Annotated in this window: 10 protein-coding genes; 7 read left to right on the forward strand and 3 right to left on the reverse strand. The window is 36.3% G+C overall.

The window, feature by feature from the left end; translation table 11 throughout:
- Window positions 1-5 precede the first annotated feature (5 nt).
- A complete protein-coding gene (locus BUE76_RS07835) occupies window positions 6-1,613 on the forward strand; it encodes a M35 family metallo-endopeptidase (RefSeq protein ID WP_073043762.1) in 1,608 nt (535 codons plus the stop codon).
- 271 nt (window positions 1,614-1,884) lie between these two features.
- On the opposite strand, the gene BUE76_RS07840 is transcribed toward BUE76_RS07835, so the two are convergent.
- Window positions 1,885-2,139 (reverse strand): hypothetical protein, encoded by a 255-nt coding sequence (locus BUE76_RS07840; protein WP_073043764.1) that lies wholly within the window; start codon window positions 2,137-2,139, stop codon window positions 1,885-1,887.
- A gap of 451 nt (window positions 2,140-2,590) precedes the next feature.
- Here BUE76_RS07840 and BUE76_RS07845 point away from each other — a divergent pair, with 451 nt between their 5' ends.
- From BUE76_RS07845 to BUE76_RS07870, 6 genes are all read left to right on the forward strand, one after another.
- On the forward strand, window positions 2,591-2,869 hold the full coding sequence (locus tag BUE76_RS07845; RefSeq protein ID WP_073043765.1) for a hypothetical protein: 279 nt from the start codon (window positions 2,591-2,593) through the stop codon (window positions 2,867-2,869).
- 488 nt (window positions 2,870-3,357) lie between these two features.
- Window positions 3,358-4,911 (forward strand): M36 family metallopeptidase, encoded by a 1,554-nt coding sequence (locus BUE76_RS07850; protein ID WP_073043767.1) that lies wholly within the window; start codon window positions 3,358-3,360, stop codon window positions 4,909-4,911.
- 684 nt (window positions 4,912-5,595) lie between these two features.
- Complete coding sequence (locus tag BUE76_RS07855; RefSeq protein WP_083596535.1) at window positions 5,596-6,963, forward strand: glycoside hydrolase family 75 protein; 1,368 nt, start codon at window positions 5,596-5,598, stop codon at window positions 6,961-6,963.
- 662 nt (window positions 6,964-7,625) lie between these two features.
- The gene (locus BUE76_RS07860) at window positions 7,626-8,852 is read left to right on the forward strand and encodes an FAD-dependent oxidoreductase (protein WP_158069939.1); all 1,227 of its coding nucleotides are present in this window, start codon (window positions 7,626-7,628) and stop codon (window positions 8,850-8,852) included.
- 8 nt (window positions 8,853-8,860) lie between these two features.
- Window positions 8,861-10,597, forward strand: coding sequence for a flavin monoamine oxidase family protein (locus BUE76_RS07865; protein ID WP_073043773.1), 1,737 nt, complete (start codon window positions 8,861-8,863; stop codon window positions 10,595-10,597).
- A gap of 66 nt (window positions 10,598-10,663) precedes the next feature.
- Window positions 10,664-12,088 carry a M28 family metallopeptidase gene (locus BUE76_RS07870; RefSeq protein WP_073043776.1) on the forward strand — a complete coding sequence of 475 codons (1,425 nt, stop codon included), beginning with the start codon at window positions 10,664-10,666 and terminating at the stop codon, window positions 12,086-12,088.
- 110 nt (window positions 12,089-12,198) lie between these two features.
- Here the strand turns inward: BUE76_RS07870 and BUE76_RS07875 are convergent, their stop codons facing one another.
- Window positions 12,199-14,094: an AAA family ATPase gene (locus tag BUE76_RS07875; protein ID WP_073043778.1), complete on the reverse strand. Its 1,896-nt coding sequence runs from the start codon at window positions 14,092-14,094 to the stop codon at window positions 12,199-12,201.
- Between the two features lie 22 nt (window positions 14,095-14,116).
- Window positions 14,117-17,221, reverse strand: coding sequence for a GmrSD restriction endonuclease domain-containing protein (locus BUE76_RS07880; RefSeq protein ID WP_073043780.1), 3,105 nt, complete (start codon window positions 17,219-17,221; stop codon window positions 14,117-14,119).
- Between the last annotated feature and the right edge of the window lie 1,293 nt (window positions 17,222-18,514).

Genomic DNA, 18,514 nt, shown 5'->3' on the forward strand with positions numbered 1-18,514 from the left:
TTGATATGCCTTCAATACAAACCAGGATCATTGCGCCGCAGCAGGTGAATGCGGACGGTCCGGTAATGGTAACTTTTGAACTCACAAATAATGGTCCAGATGATGCATATGTGCTGAAACGCGATATGCCATTGGAAGGATTGAAAAGCGATTGCCTTGATGTGAGGGTGAACGGCGAAAAGGTGTTGTACGATGGCTACTTCCTGAAAAGAAGTGAAGCCAACATGGAAGATTTTGTGCTGGTGAAAGCAGGGCAAACAATTTCAGAAACATTCGACATCAGCCTGGCATACGATATGTCAACACCCGGAACGTATGAAATTAGATTTGACGGAACCAAGCTGGTGGTGATATCTGCCGAAGCACGCAAGCGTAGTATGCATGAAGCAAAAGCTGCAGCAGCGCTTACCCAGGTAGAAAATGTGCCGGGAGTGCTTTCACAAGAAAGCAACGCGGTTAGGCAAACCATTGGCGCCGCCATGCGTACCGAGGCTAAAAAAAAACGGGTCGGGACTGAAGGCTTTGCTATGGGATTAAGAAAGCCAGCGGTCAAAGGCGCCAATGCAACTCAGAAAACCGAAATAGAAGCAGCCCACAAGGCCGGCTACGATTATACAATCGCGGCAATAGGCCAGGTGGATAATAACAACACCTATAAATTATGGTTCGGTGAATATACTGCAGCACGTGCCGGCATTGTAAAAGATAATTATGCAAAGATTAAGCAGCGCATGGAGACCGTAGAATTCACTTACGACCTTACTGGCAGCGAATGCACAGATGATACTTTTGCATATACAACCATAGGCGGAAGTACCATTTGGCTCTGCGGGCTGTTTTGGGCGGCCCCCCCAACCGGCTTCGATTCAAAAGCAGGAACAGTGGTGCACGAGCACAGCCATGCAAGTGCACGCACAGAGGACCTTATATACCGGCAAGACCCGTGCAAAGAACTTGCTCGCACCAATCCTGCAAAAGCCATTAAGAATGCAGATAACCACGAATATTTTACGGAAGATGTAAATACAATTCCGCTTTCACCCTTTGCCGTAGAAACAATTTTGTCGGAGAACTTCGATTATTTAACCGTTACTCCTAATGAAACCGATGATGAGTATGCACTGGAGGAAATGGAATTCAAAGCAAAAGTCGATGGCTGCATGGAAAATCCCAGACCTTGGTATAACTGGCGACCTGCGGAAAGTATTAAACATTTGTTGGCGCAGTTAAACAATATGGCACCCGGCCGCAGCAAAGAGCATGATGGAACTATTGGTGACTCAGATCATGAGGGCCGCAATTCCGACCACAATCCTTGGGTAAAGGATGAACAATTAGGAATTGGCGTAGTAACAGCTGTTGATATTACCCATGACCCTGCGCATAAATGTGATTGCAATGTGCTTGTAAGCGTTTTTGAAAAAAATAAAGACCCGAGAATTAAGTATGTAATCTGGAACAGAAAGATCATGAACTCTTCTGCAATTGGAGGTAATGAACCTTGGAGGTGGCGGCCGTATTATGGCAAGAATCCACACAATCTGCATATGCATGTGTCTGTGAAGTGTGACAGGCCCAGTTATGATAGCACTGTTGATTGGTTATTGAGTTGATTGCTGATGCGTTTTCTTCAAATAATATTATTGTTAAGTGAAAGATCAAGCGTTGATTCGCTTTATTAGGGAATTCGTCAAAGCCTCATCATGCATAAGAACTTTCGAAAAATTTTGTATCTAATGCTATTAGTGGTGGATTGACAGAAGAATAGAGAGAAAAGATTAAAAGTGTAAGTCAAGCGTTAAAATTAATCCTAACGCTTGAAGAACATTTCGCAGACGATTCTACACTACACTTAAAGTAATTAACTAAATGGGGTTTTAATAACTATAATTCCTCTAGTTCACCTTCTATTTGTGCAACAACACCCTGACTAGTTATTATCCACGGACGAAATTTATCATCCATGGAGCGGATTGCCACTTTGTCGCCTGATTCCAGCGTGCCATCTGGTTTTCGGCCTTGCTGAATGCCAGCACAATAAAAGTTTGTTTTTTCTTTTAACCGGTGGGTGAACTCTGTAGGAGCCTCTACGATTTCACACTGTGGATAGCGTTCTCTAATTAAGTTTGAATTTAGCATAAATAAAATTTTGAAAGAATAAAGTGGAATGATGTAAAAGCGTTTTAGGGATCCACAAGATCATTTTAGTGTTTGTCAGGGCGTATAGTTAACTATGACCTTAAATGTAAATTTAAAATAAACGGAATTTATTAGCGTCTTTTTATTGTTTCTAGGTTTAGTGATAAATGTTTTTTATGGGAAAAACGTCTAAAAATATTGCATATTAAATAAAAATTATGTAATTATTATGATTGATGCCAGATCGCCACATATGCCTTCTGAATGGTGTAGTGTCTGCTTGTCGCAGTCGAAGAAAGTGTTATCTCAATTACAGCTTGTTATCAGGCTTGTTTGAGTTTTTCCTCCACCACAGTCTCGCATCTGTTACTGGGTTCCAGACAGCCGTGAAGCGTCATCCCTAGAATTAAATAACATTTAAACTTTTTTCACATTCACCAAACTAAATCAAATGGGTGCGTTACTTGTCCTGTTAATTTTTGCAGAATTTCTGGCCGGTCTGATTCAATATTTTGACGAGTATCAGGGAATGAAAATATTTGATGGCTCAACAGCTACTGCTGACTACCGCAGTGCAATGGAGGAGGAGCTTTCAACAAGCTGGCGGCAAGGTGTTTTTTTCTCCATTGCTCGCACGGGAATTTTCCTGAAAACTCACTGTTTACTACACTGCTGGCATTGCATAGGTTTACTTCAGAAAAGTAAGTTGAAACATTTCAGTACCAATTAATGTCGGTTCCTGATATGGCTACAAAGGAATTGTAAAAAGAATTTATTAAAATATTTGTTTAATAAATGAAGGATTTTGATATTTATATCGCTCTCTCTATGATAATGCTTTCCGACTCTTATTGAATGCTAATTGCGTCCTTTGATTATTTGTTTATTCGCCCAAATCCATTTTACTTGTTTTTTGTCTTTAGATCATTTCTGTTTTAGTGAATAGTGAGAATGTTTTTGCTGTATAAAATAGGTGAGAAATAAGTTTTTTTATTAAAGAAACTTATTCATGCAATTGTAGAAATCTAAAACTTGATCAGATTGGCCATATGCTCAGAAAATATTGCATGGCTAAGAAAACGGAAATGAGCAAATAAGTTTAATTGTCTTTGGTTAATTGGATTTATAACGTCCTTTCATAAAAGAAGTCTATTCTGCCAATTGTTTTACATAAAGTTTAATTTCCTACAGTTTAAAAAGCAAGCAAAATTGTAACATATGAAAAGTTTAAAAGCCAAAGTAGAAAAACATCCAGAACGCAATGTGCCGCGTCGAATTTATGATATTGATAGTAAAGCCAGCAAAGAAAAGCCGGAAAACGTAGCAGAATCTGTTTTAAAGAGAATTGCTCCCGAACTTAAAATTAAACCCGACTTGTCTCAGTTAAACTTCGAACAAGTAAAAGAGAGCATTTTAGGTAAGCATGTCCTATATCAACAACAATATCAGGGCAAACCGATTTCAGGTGCTTGGATACGGATTGATATTGATAACGACGGAAAGGTTTACAACATCTTAAACGATTTAGTGCCAGAACCGGTTTTGAAAAAAACGGAAAAACTAGAAACTAAAAAGGCTGCAGGCGCGGATTCACCTCCACACCAGCTTACTGCAGATGAGGCTAAAGCCATTGCATTGGACGCAGCGAAGCCTTCAGAATCTAATTTGGATGATATTTTAGATTCAGAGTTAGTTTATTTTCCACACGATGGAATTCCAACATTGGCTTGGAAATTCATAATCAAAGCAAAAAAACCAATTGCCGAGTGGAAGATTTACATTGATGCGCTGACAGGAGCCATTTTAGATAAAGTTGACCTGCTCAAATACATTGACGGACGTGGTAGGGTTTTTGACCCTAATCCCGTCGCGGCTCTAAATGACACTACTCTTGAAGATAACTCCAAGATACCTGACGCGGCTTATTTGGAAGTGACTTTAAAAGATTTAAAGAATACTGGTATGCTTGAGGGCCCTTTTGTAACGACAAGTACTACACCAAATCGCGTTAAAAGGGCTGATTTTACATTTCTCTTTAAAAGGGAAGATAGAGCATTCAAAGAAGTAATGGTTTATTACCATATTGATAGGGTTCAACGCTATATTCAAGAATTAGGTTTCAATAACGTACTTAATAAGCCTATAGAAGTACACATTGACGGCAGGAACGACGACAATTCTCATTATAGCCCTGCAACAAAATCCCTGACGTTTGGTACCGGAGGCGTTGATGATGCCGAAGACGCTGAAATTATCTTACACGAATACGGCCATGCAATTCTTGATAATCAGGTTCCGGGCTTCGGTCCGGATGGTGAGGCAAGGGCAATGGGGGAAGCCTTTGGCGATTACCTGGCTGCCAGCTTCTTTGCGGATAAAAAACCAGCAAACCTTAGACCTACTGTAGGAAATTGGGATGCTGTCTTTTACAGTGGTGCTGAACCGCCATGTCTGAGAAGGCTAGACAGTAACAAAAAATATCCCAAAGACATGACAGGGGAAGAACATAACGACGGCGAAATTTGGTCAGCCTGTCTTTGGGAAATTCGGGCAGCTTTGGGTCGTACAATAGCCGATCGGCTTATTATAGCTCACCACTTTCTTTTAACCCCTAAAGCAAAATTTGAAGAGGCAGCTGATGCGTTAATTACTGCTGATAAAAATTTAAACGATGGGCGCAACGAAAAAATAATACGCGACGTTTTTACAAGGAGGGGCATACTGCCCAACCTAAAGAGAAAAAATAAAAGAGCAGGTGTTCCTTTTGACTGAATGACCACACGGATAAACTAAGGGGTTTTGATAAGGTGATTGAAGCGCTGACTCGTGACTTACAGAAAAGGGTGGACATCATGTTTTTGCTAGCGAAAAAGGGGTTCTATGAGAAAGGCTAAACGAGGGTAAAGGCAGTAAGGTCAGGTCATACATAGGTGCTGGTTGTGTTGTTCTTTCTGTCCCGCTCCAATCTGCAAGCCCTCGTGTATTCCACTTTAATAGGAAAGACTCTGGAGGACGGATTTATCGATGAACTACCAGGAAAACTCATAGGCGGCAGAGTGTACGATAGCACCCCACAGAACGGGCGGACCAAACCAAAAACATAGGATGGCCGCAAATTAAGAAGCTACGGACCAACGTAGAAAGTGGAGCAGTTCTTTGTCTGATTGTTCAAGTACCGGCGCTGCATCGTCCGCGATGAGAACAAAGAATAAAACTTCAAAGCCGTTGTGTTCATCGCTTATGTAATGATCTTTCTGAAATCCTATTTCTATTTATGAGACTACTTCTAATTTATTCACTTTAGACTATAATGTATCGTAGAACGGTGAAAAGAATTTATTGAAACTTATTAAGCCGAAATTTTCGACGACTAGCATGTATGAACATCGAGGAAAGCATTAATACGTGCGAGGTCCTTGTATAATGATTTATAAATAAAACTTAAATGATAAGTTTATGGCATTGACAACAAGTGAAGTTATCAAAAGAGCAAGAACTATGCTCAGCAGAAGAACAATCTACAAGCTCGGCAAAGGTGGCATGAACCCGTCTGCTTTAAGAGCTTCTGATTCGAACAATGAACTTGATTGCAGCGGATTTGTTGCATGGTGTTTGGGTATTAGTAGGCATACGTCAAATTCATTTTATGCAAGCTACAATGGTGATGGGAACAAAGGGTGGTTCGAAACGACCGCCGTATACAGGGATGCCAATCATCACCTTGGACTAGTTACAAGAATTGATAATCCGGTTCGCGGGTGTATCGTTGTGTATGGAGATTCAATTGTTAATGGTCAAAGGCGGCAAGGCCATATAGGTATTGTTACTGAAGTTTCAGAGGCAGGCGTCGCAAGGAAGGTAATTCATTGTTCCAGTTCAGGCTATAGAGATTTTGGAGACGCAATACAGGAGAACAATTTTGCACCATTGCTGAATAACAGTCGTGCCATATATGCCAGGTACGACAACCTTGCGGAATTCAGAGGACTAGAGTCCGCTAATGTTTCACTATTTGACGGTCTAGTTGTAAGCGGCAATGGCTTTCTGGAATCAGTTTCTAAAGATGAAGAAAATAGCTTAGATGTACCGGCTTTTGAGTATTTCAAGAACGGAAAAATAATTTATCAGGCTTGGTCAAGTAAAAATGAATCAGCTTTTTACTTTCAGTCGCATGCAAAAATCTGTGCTGATGGCGCACCGGATGCCTATAAAATAGGAAATAAAGGAACTGACGACCTCCGAAATGCAGGCAAACCACCATCTCCAAATGCATCAACCACAAAAAATCTCGATCGCTGGAGTTGGTGGGCTTTGGTTGTAGACGAGCATAACAATCCTGTTATACAAACCCAAAGTGATTCCAACCCCGGATACTTTGTTTCAACAACAGCTCATGTGAATCCGCAATTCAAAAAAACTGATCCAAGAGCTTATGTAAATGCAAATGAAATTCCCTACATAGTGTTGCCAAAAAAGAATGCAGGTTCCGCTAAGCTTGGAGATTTTGCATATGTTGTTGATCGGAAAACAGGGATTACTTGCCCAGCTATTTACTCAGAAGTAGGTCCAAAAGACGCACTTGGGGAGATTTCTATAAAAGCTGCCGAAATACTTCACATTCCAAGTAATCCTAGAAAGGGAGGCGTGTCCCGTAAGGATATCTTCTATATTGTCTTTCCTGGTAGTGGAAACGGAAAGCCTAGATCATTTGAAGAGATAAAAGATGAGGCAGAAAGGCTATTTAAAGAATGGGGCGGACTAGAAAGGCTAGAAAAAATGACAGCATATGACATCAGCAAGATCCCGCAAGAAGCTATAACTTAAAGGAAACAGTTTTCAACTCTCTTAAAATAGCTAGTTTTAAGTAAGGTGTGGCGTGTCAGAAGAATTGTAACTCGAAAGAAGAGCTTTGTTATGATACACTACCGGGTACAACTCAAGCAATAAGAAGTGGCGTAACTTTCCAAAGAATCGGTATAGGAAAGACTGTTTGGTGAGAATGTAAAGCTAAAGCCTGACCTGAACACCGTGCAGAATGATCCAGCCGCTACGCTGCCGAAAGTATTTGAGAGTCAACTACAGAACATAAGCTGATTGTAAAGCTATAACCAAACTCAAAGTTCAAATTTAGCCTGACAATAAGCAGGTGCAATAACTCTGCTTCATAAGTGCAGGCTAAGTATCAGCAGTCGATGTTAGTGCAGATTAAAAATCTGACTGCTTCTCAATATTGCCATTCAGCAATATCTAGATAAAAGATAAAATTATTTGCGTACATTATTTTTATTTTGTCAACCTAGTACTCTTGTCTGTTTTGTCTATCTACAACTATTTCGTCTCTATTCAAACTCATTCCGTTCCGAAAGCTTGAATGTGCTATTCATAACAGCTTTTTATAAATTGGTATTTAATAAGATGTAAATATGTAGGAATAAATTAAGTTTATTATTAGCAATTTCATATTAGAATACTTTATTTGGATGTTAATGAACACCTTAAAAAATAAAAGCATCTACGATCTTTTGATTATTGGCGCTGGACCTGTTGGTTTGGCAGCCGCACATAAATGTGCCCAAAGAGGGTTGAAAATTATGGTACTTGAACAATACAATTTTTTAAATCAATTTTCAAGTTCTGCTGGCGACACTAGACAGTTTCGACTGCAATATTCAGAAGATTATATGACTAGACTATCTTTAGAATCAATAAAATATTGGGATGAGATTCAAGAGCATAGCAAGGATATTTTAAGGACGAAGGTTGGTAGCCTATGGCTTGGTGTAGACGAATCTAGTTCTAGTGAAGGGCAAATCAAAGAGGCAATTGAAACAATGGATAGATTAAAGGTCCCATTTGAAAAATTGACAAAAAAAGAAATAGAAGCAGTATTTGGCTTCAATAATTTGCCAGACAATTATGATGGTTTTTTTCAAAAAGATGGAGGTACAATTAATGTTCCAGCAACAGTTAATACATTAAAAAAACTTTGCTCTGAATCATCACTTGTAACCTTTCTTTTTGATGAGAAGGTAACAAGTGTTGCTTTAACAGATACAGTTAAAGTAAAAACAGAAAAAGGAGAATATCATTCAGAAAAGCTACTACTTACGACTGGCCCATATATTAATGAATTAATAAATGGTTTTAATCTAGAATTAGAATATGAGGTTTGGCAGATGGTTTCTGCTTATTTCAAACTTAAAGATGGAAGTAGAGATTTGCCATCTTGGTTTATCTATGAGAATGAGTCAGATTCTGATCCGGGGTTCTATTATGGTTTTGAAAACTGTTCCTGGTCCAATCCAGGGTTTCTGAGGATTGCACCGGCTTTTGCAACTGACCGATTCAAAAAGCCTGGTGAACGGAAACCTAAAGCAAACATCAATGATCTAAAATTGACAGTTGATTGGGTAAAAAAAAGGATTCCGTTTGTAGATTGTACACCTCAATATATTAGTACTTGTCTGGCGTCAATTCCAACAAAAACATCGAAAAAGATGTTTTTGGATTTTATCACAACAACGGTAAACCAGAATAAAAATATTTTAGCTTTTTCTAGTGGTTGGGCTTTCAAATTTGTTCCCTTACTTGGAAAGATATGCGCAGATCTCCTAATTGATGGGCAAACCCAGTATGATATAAGTCATTTTAATTTCAATGATAAATTCAAGGATGAGAGATTTCAAATAAATAAAAGACGATTACCTTTTTAAAAATTATTATGCCGAAAAGCTATAAACAAGGATCTATTCAAGGTTTAACGACAGACGTGGCTATAGTTGGAGCAGGTGTCTCTGGACTTTACTCTGGTTGGAGGTTATTATCTGGCTATTTTAAAGAAACACCAGACTATAGAACCTCTAATCCTTCCGTTTCAATTTTTGATATGAGTAACAGAATTGGTGGAAGATTATTTTCTATTAAAAATTATCCAGGTTTAGATGGAGTCGTAGGGGAGCTTGGGGGGATGAGATTTATGGAGCACCAAAAAATTGCAAATAGCTTAATAAATAAAGTTTTAAAACTAACAGTTCTTGATTTCCCTATGGGAGACAAGAATAAGAATTTAATTTATTTAAGGGGTCAGCGTTTTCATGAATCTGACTATGGAAAATCAGGGTTTAAAACAAATTATAACCTTGATAATAAATGGCAAGGCAAACATCCTGATGAAATTTTTACAGCAATAGTGAATGATGTTTTAATAAAAAATGGATATTCTACAGGTGCCCGTAATAGGAAAGAATGGGATGAGATTAAAAGCATTTTATCTTATTACCAAGGCCCAGATAAAGGTCAGACCCTTGAAAATATAGGATTTTGGAACCTTATAAATGATCAAGTCGGAAATGAAGGTTACAATTTTATTTCTGATGCAGGTGCTTACTTTTCTAATACAATTAATTGGAATTCTGCAGAAGCTATGCCATACATGATGGGTGATTTTGTTGGCGATGTAAAATATAAGACCATTGAAGGAGGATTCGACATGATAGCTGAAGGGCTTGCTAAACTTTTCAGTGAGGCTGGCGGTACTATATATAATAGTAAACAGTTATTAAACTTTTCACATAATGATTTAAATTCTTTCAAATATAAGTTGCTAATTAGGGATACGAAGGACAATGATGAATATGAAATTTATTGCAATAGTTTAATCTTAGCTATGCCTAGAAGAGCATTAGAGCTTATAAATGATCATAACTTTTTGTTTAAAGGAGGCGAAGATATCGAGTTGAAAAAAAATATTAGATCTGTTATAGGCGAGCCGTCATTTAAGTTATTAATGGCATTTGATAATGGAAAAAATAGACTTCCATGGTGGAAATCTGAATTAGATATAGATGAAGGACGATCTATAACAGATTTGCCAATGAGGCAATGTTATTATTTTGGTGCGGCTAAAGATAGAAATGCCTCACTTTTATTAGCTAGTTATAATGATATGAGAACGGTTGATTTTTGGAAGCCTTTAGAGTTGCCGGATCAAGGTATGTCGTATAAAAAAAATTCGGTTCATTTTAAGAAAATGATAGACAACAACAGTTTTGTGCCAAAAGCTACCAGCTTTGTCACTAAAGAAGAATTAGAGAAAGTTAGTAAATTTTATAAGCAAGCTCCAAAAAGAATGGTTGATCATTCATTATTTCAACTTAAGGAACTACATGGTGTAGAAAATATTCCAGACCCATTTACAACAATGTATGAAAACTGGAGTGACGACCCTTACGGAGGTGGGTACCATGCATGGAAAGCTAGATATGATGTTGGTTCTGTAATGAGTTACATGAGACGCCCGATGAAAACTGAAAATGTTCATATTTGTGGAGAGGCATATAGTGATCAACAAGGGTGGATTGAAGGGGCTTTTTGTGTAGCTGAGAGAATGTTACAGCAGGAGTTCGCTATGTGCAAACCTTCAGAATGGCTAGACGATGATTATTATTTAGGGAGGTAAATGTTGCGCTTAAATATTGTGGCTTATGTTAATGTGAGTGTAAGTAAAGCATAAACTTTGGATTTTATGAAGATTGTCTTGTTAGAGCTTAATTCTGATTTATTATGGAGAGAAGGGTATAATCCAAAACTCGTTGATACTTTAACAAAACTGCAATTATTGGAAGATTCACATTATGAAAAACCTATATTAGTTGTTATCAGTAATATTTATGAGAATGAGTCTCTTTTGTCTTCGGAAGTATACATGACAAAATTCTTTAACAAACTTAAAGACTTAAAGATCTCAAAGTTTTTTGAGCCATTTCGAGAAAGAATGATCATTAATCCAATTAAGACGGTTATTCCTTACAGTTTATTTAAAACAGCAATAAACAAGCAATTCGAAAATTTTCCACTCCATCATGCAGTATTTGTAAGCACTAATTCAGAGAATATAATGCAGGCAAGAAGTTTAGGAATCACATCTTTACAGATAAAAGGTGATGGTATACAAAATGCAGACACCGAAGAGTTAGAAAATTTTTTATCTGGAATAGAGCGTATTTTATTGTATTCACCCTGTTGCAAAAAGTTGCGGGAAGCAAAGAATTTTTCATACAGCCAAGTAAACAAAAGCAAAAAAATAGATCCTACAATTAAAAAAATTATTAAAAATGTAAATATTGATAATCTATTCAGTTCAATAAAAAGGTTAACAGAGTTTGGTTCACGTTGGTCTAATTCTCCAAACATAAATGAAGTGCCTAAATGGGTTACTAAACAATTTAAAACTATCGGATATTCTGAGGAGAAAGAGATTGACTACCTTTTTTTTAATTTACCCGGCTCCAGTATTAATCCCCATTCAAATATAATATGTAAGAAAATTGGGAAGCGAAAAGAGCAAATATTGATTTGTTGCCATTACGATTCTATTTCTGAAACTCCTATGAGTAAGGCTCCAGGTGCGGATGATAATGCTTCAGGAGTTGCAGCAACCATCGAAATTGCAAGAATTATCAAGGACTTGCCTATGGAACATAGTGTAATTTTTGCCGTTTTTGGTGGAGAAGAGCAGGGGCTTTTTGGTTCAGCAGCTTGCGCGGAACAGGCAGTTTTGGAGAATTGGCCTATTAAATTAGTTATTAATTTGGATATGATTTCTTATCAAGAGCCAGGGATTCCATCTAAGATTATAATTGAGTATGACCAAGGTAACAAAGTGTCGAATAATGATACTAAGGCAAAAGCCTTCGCTATGATTATGGCTCAAGCAGCTGCTGATTATACGGACTTGAAAGTTGCACATACAGATATTTGGAATAGTGATTATATACCATTCGAAGAGAAAGGTTTTAGTTGTATCGGTGTTTATAATGGCACAGATAATCCATTTTATCATACTGTATCTGATACGATAGACAGAGTTGATATGAACCATTTCAAAGAAGTAGTTAGAATGGTTCTTGCCTCAATTATTCAGATAGATAAAGAAGGGATAAATCTATGAAAGTATACTAATTAGTTTAAATGTTAAGACTCTATCTAATACTGTCTGAAAAAAAGGGGCACTTACACGATGCCGTAAAATCCTGTTTCAGTTTGTTACGTTGACAATATCTAAAGCCAAATAATTAGGTTTGCCAACGGTTCCCATCCAGCAGCTCCAAGCCATTCACAATTAGCAATATAGCCATTTGCAGAAATGTTAAAGGCAATAACATTACCACTTAAATACGAATGAATGTTCTTGTAAGCCGATTCTAGTGAATCGTGGTTATGCTTAGGATCTTTCCGTTTCGCTTTCCCTGGTGGATAGCTATTTCCACCATTATTTCCATACCATCGATCCACCACACACTTCGTTGAACATACTACAGGCGTGCTACCTGGCAAATTTTTTATAATAAGGCTAGATTTTATAATTACTTCATAAAAGAAAAAGTGGTTTGCTTGTTGGTCTACGCAGAAACTCATTTTAATTTTCTGGTCTTTACCTAATATGCATCTATAATTATTAGGAATGTCCATCGTAATAAATTGAGTTTCTAGTTGCTGAATGGCTGCTTCTACCTTTGTAAGTTCACTTTTATATACTGGCGAGTTGATTGTATAATGTGAAAGGGGATGAATCAAACCATGTAGAAGTGAACTGATAATATTGATTGCAGACACGCTATTACCAGTTTTTGTCAAAAATTCATTTGTTCTTTTGAGAACTTGTGAAAGCTTATAATTTGGTAGTTGGACACTATCAGTATCTGCAAGTTCATATTTTGGCATGTGTTTCTTTAAAAGGTGCTCCAAAGCTTTTCGAAAATAGTTTGCAGCAGCTGGGTAGTCTGGTTCAGTTCTATGATGCAAATAACGTATTGCTCTATCAAATTCTGTTTTTCCTAGAGTCATAATAGGTTTGTCGAACGAAATACCATTCGAAGTTTCTTTACCAACATAAAACTCTACTGATACCCAACGATTTTCACCAATAATTTCAAAGTATTTTTTTGCAAGTTCGAACCAATGCCGGTCATAAGTAGATATAAATGTTTGATAGCCTTTAAATTCGGAGGTGATTATATCTAATATCGGTAATCTATTACCCGCATCCAATCCAATAAAGATGTCATCCAAATATAAAATTTGAAGGTCGACCTGCGGATTACGTTTCAAGGAAGCAAGATATAGGCATACAGCAAATGCAGAAAGTCGTGCTTCATTCAAAATATCACTATAATCGCCAATAATGACTGCACCGTCCTTTATTACATTTAGTCTCAAGTCAGTAGTACAGTGCCATCCCCATTTACCCAAACCATAATTGAATGTGATTGGAGCCAATTCATATGAGATCTGAATATTCAAATCACTAAAATACTCGTTTAGCATTCGATTAGAATCTGTAAATATTTCGTCTAATGTAGAGGTGAGATGTCCTTCAAATATTGGAAGTTCAGCCAATGCAATTTGATGTAAGCGGTCATTTCGAGTATAAGAGTTCTTTATTAAATCTTCTTGTAGTTGCTTCCATTTGGTACCTAGCCGGTAAGTTCCGCCACTACTTATAGGGATGTGGTTGAATAGCAAATTTAAAACTATGAGATTAAAAAGATTAGGTTTTGGTTCCTTGTGTAGATATACATCTAGTAACTTACTATAATCTAAAAACCCTTTCACCAAAGCTCCATCTTGGATAAATTGAACTTGATTATTCGAGTTCTGAGGGGTAAATTCAAAAGTTTGGTGAGTATTCGGAATTGCAATTATTGGATTGGATGTGAGGTCATTAAACTCAATCTTTATGCTACCAAATTGGGTCTGAGCATACCTATTATTTACGAAACTTACAGGCGTGCGAGAGTTTGTGAAATAATCATTTAATGCTTTATAAAGGGAACTTTTACCGCTTCCGTTTTCACCGTATATTAATAGATTTTCACCATTTGGTAATTTTATATCTTTATAAATTCCATAAAAAGCTCGATAATTTTCTAAATAGACGCTAGTAATTCTTTTCATATAAGTATCGACTAAGCAGAAACTATATTGTACCTTCTATTTGTACAATATATGGAACATTGAATAATTTCAAAAGTGCAATACTGATGGGGTGATAAGGATCACTGATTTTTGCATAGATTTCCAATATGGTTGAAACATCACTGTTTTCTGTATCATTTATTTCAGGTAAATCTTCTAAGTATACTAAAACTTCGCACTTTGCTTCAAGGATTTGCTTTTTGAAGTATAACTCATAGACCATCGCATCTAAAAGCCTTTCAAAAAAGCCTATTATTTTTTTATTGCCTTCAATAACTAAAATATACTCAATTATTTTGACGAATGTAGATTGAGTGCGAAGGGAAATAATTGGTAAAGGTACCTTCCTGAGATTATTTGAGGTGAGGCTATACGCCCCATTTAATGCAGAAGAGTTATAAAACAAAAAGTGAGTTATCAATCTGCTGCCCAACAGACATAATATAAATTTTGGATGGTAACCATATCTGACAACGTTGGTAATTAGAACATTATTATTAAATACTGCTTTATCTGTGTAAATGCCAACGTCCAAATTTGTTGTGAAGCTGTTTATCCTCTTTATTACGATTTTATGTTTGCTGTCAAAGATTTCTTTTAATGAATTATCTTTTTCATCCAGGGAAACCTTGCCGGCTGTTTCAACATTAACTCGATAATCCGAAATAGAAGTTTCTTTGATAAAAATGTAAGGCTCACTTGAAATTGAACTTGAATATTTTTCCAAATTGCTATAATTCAGCCCTTGTTGAATGTTTGCAATACTTCCAAGCGAAACTGGCGCATTTGATTGAATTTTCGATATTACATCTTCGTAGCTATTATCAATGGCATTTTTAAATCTAGTTTTAAACAATGAGACAAAATCGTCGAAGTCAGATTTGCTTTCAATTTTATCCATTAAGCTGAATAGCTTATGCAATTCACTTCTCACATACTCTTTATTGCTGATAATGTTGTGATATGGTAGGTCATACAAGAAATACCACAAGGCATAGAAACTTTGTTGAGTTCGCCTGTTGTTTTCTTTATTGAAAATGTCGTCCAAATTTTGATTAATCGATTGTGTAGAAGTAGCATCATCTGATAATAGTTCCTTTAGCTTTTTCAAGAAGTCAAACTCAAACTGAAAACAAGTAGCGACAAATCCTTCTTTGGCTTCATTATTTTCAAGGACTTTAGTAATATCGTTTTTGGATTTTACACGTAAGTTTATTTTATCCCCAATTTTGTAGATATCTAAGTATCTAGAAATTGTATCTTCTTTAGCTATTCCCTTGGTAATCTGATATTGTAGGTAAATCAATGAGGTGTAGATGTTTTCATCTTCCATCCTTTGATTGTTTTTTCTTAAGTAAAACCAATCTTTGTTATTTCGGTGTATGCTCTTGATTGTTTCAATAATATCTCTTGAAACATAGGAATTCCACATTTCAAACGTGTCTTCCTTTATTGGATACGGTTTGCTATTTAGCCGAATGAACAGATCAATGGATTCAAAGTGCTCATTATTCTTTTCGCTTATTTCTATAATCCATAAATCAAAGTTTTTTATTTTGTCTTTTTGATCTTTAGTTAGTTGTTCAAAGTTTTTTCCATCAAGGCCTTTTAATATGCCGTTCTTAAGGTTAAGTGAATAGCCGTTTTTATCAGAATGGCGTTCTTCATTTTTTTCGTCCAAGTATGGTTTTTTCATAAATCCAAGAATGGATAACAATCGTTGTTGTCCATCTAGAACTTCTGATACATCGTCCTTTCTTTTAAACACGAATATTGGTGGTAATTTGATTCCCATCAATATGCTTTCAATAATTGCTGATGATTTTTTTTTATTTATTACTTCATTCCTTTGATAGGATGGTCTAACCAAAAATCGCTGCCTCATCATTTGTCTACTTATGTCTTCTATAGCAATAGATGATGGTTCGGGTTTGTTAATGCGTAATTCGTCGAAACTTGTAACTTCATTTTCTTTAGGCTTAAGCTTTCTATTTGAAGCCTTAAACTCTGGATTATTTAGAAGATAAGCGGTAAAATCAATACTAAATTTTTTTCTAAAAAATTCAGAAGTTATAAAAAACCTTTCGTTGAGTTCCCTGAAGAAAGAACTCCGTTCCATTTTGAAGACGTCTTTATTATCGCTGATGTATTTTGCGAGTTCCTCCAAGGTTTGAGCGCTGATGGCTGTTAATGACCCAGTTTCAACTTCGATGATTGATAAGCCCCAAAATATGCATTCAAATATCAATCGGTTATAAGCAAAAGCGTTTCTCTTAAAGATATTGCTTAGCTGCTTTAATAGATTTATCTTTTTGATGAACCCCCTATATATTTCTTCAACTTCGCCTGAAGTAATATTAGAAGATAAAAATTCGAAGTACTTAGCAATCACAGAATCTTTTTCAATAGAGTAATATTTTATCGGGATTTTGTGTAGTACCAATAGTTGCCGAACTTTTTTTAGGAGAATCTCTATATTGGAGTTCTCGAAGTGAAGCAACCCCGATATTTCGCCGTGTAAAACTTGATCGCCAACTATTTTATTTTTTAGGTATGAGTTCAAGTCATCATCAATATAAGCTGCTTTATCAATATCTGTTGGTTTAAGTGGGGTTATACCCGAGTTATACCTTTTGAAAATTTCTTTTTTTACGACTTCTTCAATTTCGTCATTAACCAAACTTTTTGAATGAAAGCTAAATTCAATTATGCGTAGTTTTGTATTCCAAAAAAAGTCTTTCAACTTTTCCTCTAAATTTTTAAAATACTTATTTGCTATTCCGATATGTTGTAGCTTTTGTAAGCCGTTTTTTTTAAGCTTAAATTCATTGTTTTTAAACCGCAAAATTGTTTGATATCTTTGTCGGCCATCAATTACTTCTACTTTGTCGGAATTTCGAAAGTAGATCAAAGGGGGAATTTCTGTGCCTAGCAGGATACTTTCAATGAAGTAAGTTGCTTTTTCATCATCCCAGACATAATTTCGTTGATAGAAGGGTTGGTAATTTGTATTGCTCACTCGCTCCTCGTTGTTGAAGAGAGTTTCAATAGACATTACTTTGGGTTCAATCTTTATAAAGTTCTCAAAAATGTCTCTAATTTCCATTGTGACTTGTTTCTAATCCTTCTTTGTATTAAACTACAATGTAGGAGATAAAGTTCTTTTTAGGGCAGCTGAATGAAAAATACTTCCTTAGGACGTTGTGTTTTAATTTTTTTTGTTATTAATTTTCCAAGGCAAGCGTGCGGTAGTTGCTATTGAGAAAGGTATCTGAATGGTTAGCTAGTATTTTAAGTTTTACTGCTGTAGCTTATTCTTCGGCTGCTTAACAAATATGAACGCGCCGATAAGGGTGGTTGGTGTTGACCTACTTTACAGGCTTTTAGGAGTTTCTGATCTAAATTGGGTAACTATGTCAGTCGGCAATTGTGTGTGTTGAGTCAACTTACATTTTTTTTCTTTTATTTTCCTTTAGTTGCTTCAATTTTGTTGCTATTTTGTTGCCCATGCTTCTAAAACCTCGACTGGTAAAGGGTTTTTACTTTGTGTATCGGAAAGTGACAGTATAGTTTCCTTCCCACTTATTATTTGCCCCACGTGATTTGCAGTATTGCAACTTTTTAAAACCACCTATTTAGTATTTTCAAGACCTATGCTTTTTATACATTTGTTTAATGTGACTTACATCCTTAAAGGATAAGAAAATTTAAAAGAATGGTAGGTTATAGGGCGGTATAATTCGTAATTTGAATATATCCAATGGAGTTCTTTACTTAGTGAGCTTTCTGTGAGTTGTTTATATTTCGTGCTTGCAAAAAATTGATTTTCAAGGTGTTGTGGGATTTATTTATCGGGCTGTCTTCCCGACTTAATTAAGCCAATAGTCAATAAATACCGAAGGCCTATTCTTTTTTTATTCCCTCTTTCCTTTTATTGGATTACAGAATGCCTTTTCAGAGAAAAATTGCATTTTTGTAGGGCACGTCGTTTACCAATTATTCCTGCGATATGCTGGTCTATAATTATTCCTGAAAAAAATATGGTGCGCTACCGGCCTGCACTAATCAATGGTCTTCCAGCATCAAAATTCTCAATGTGTTCATGGCCTTGAATTGACCTTTGTTTAAATTCATATATAGTACTGCAACATCATTCCTCCTTAGGTCTACCAAACTAACTACAGCAGCACCCGCTGGCCGTTAGCGCTTTCGATGTAATTTAAGCAGCAGTGTCTTTGTGCGGACATTCAGGTATAAGTTGGGAAGCGAGGAGGAAAAATCAAAGAAAGGAACAGTCCTTTTGCTCAAATGAAAATTCATTCCATTATCAATTGAACGATATGGAGTATACTGAATGGGTGTTAAGGGACTCATGTAAAAGCCTTCCTGAAAATTACCA

Origin of the sequence: Cnuella takakiae, assembly GCF_001953305.1 — a bacterium.
GTDB classification, from domain to species: Bacteria; Bacteroidota; Bacteroidia; order Chitinophagales; family Chitinophagaceae; genus Flavisolibacter; species Flavisolibacter takakiae.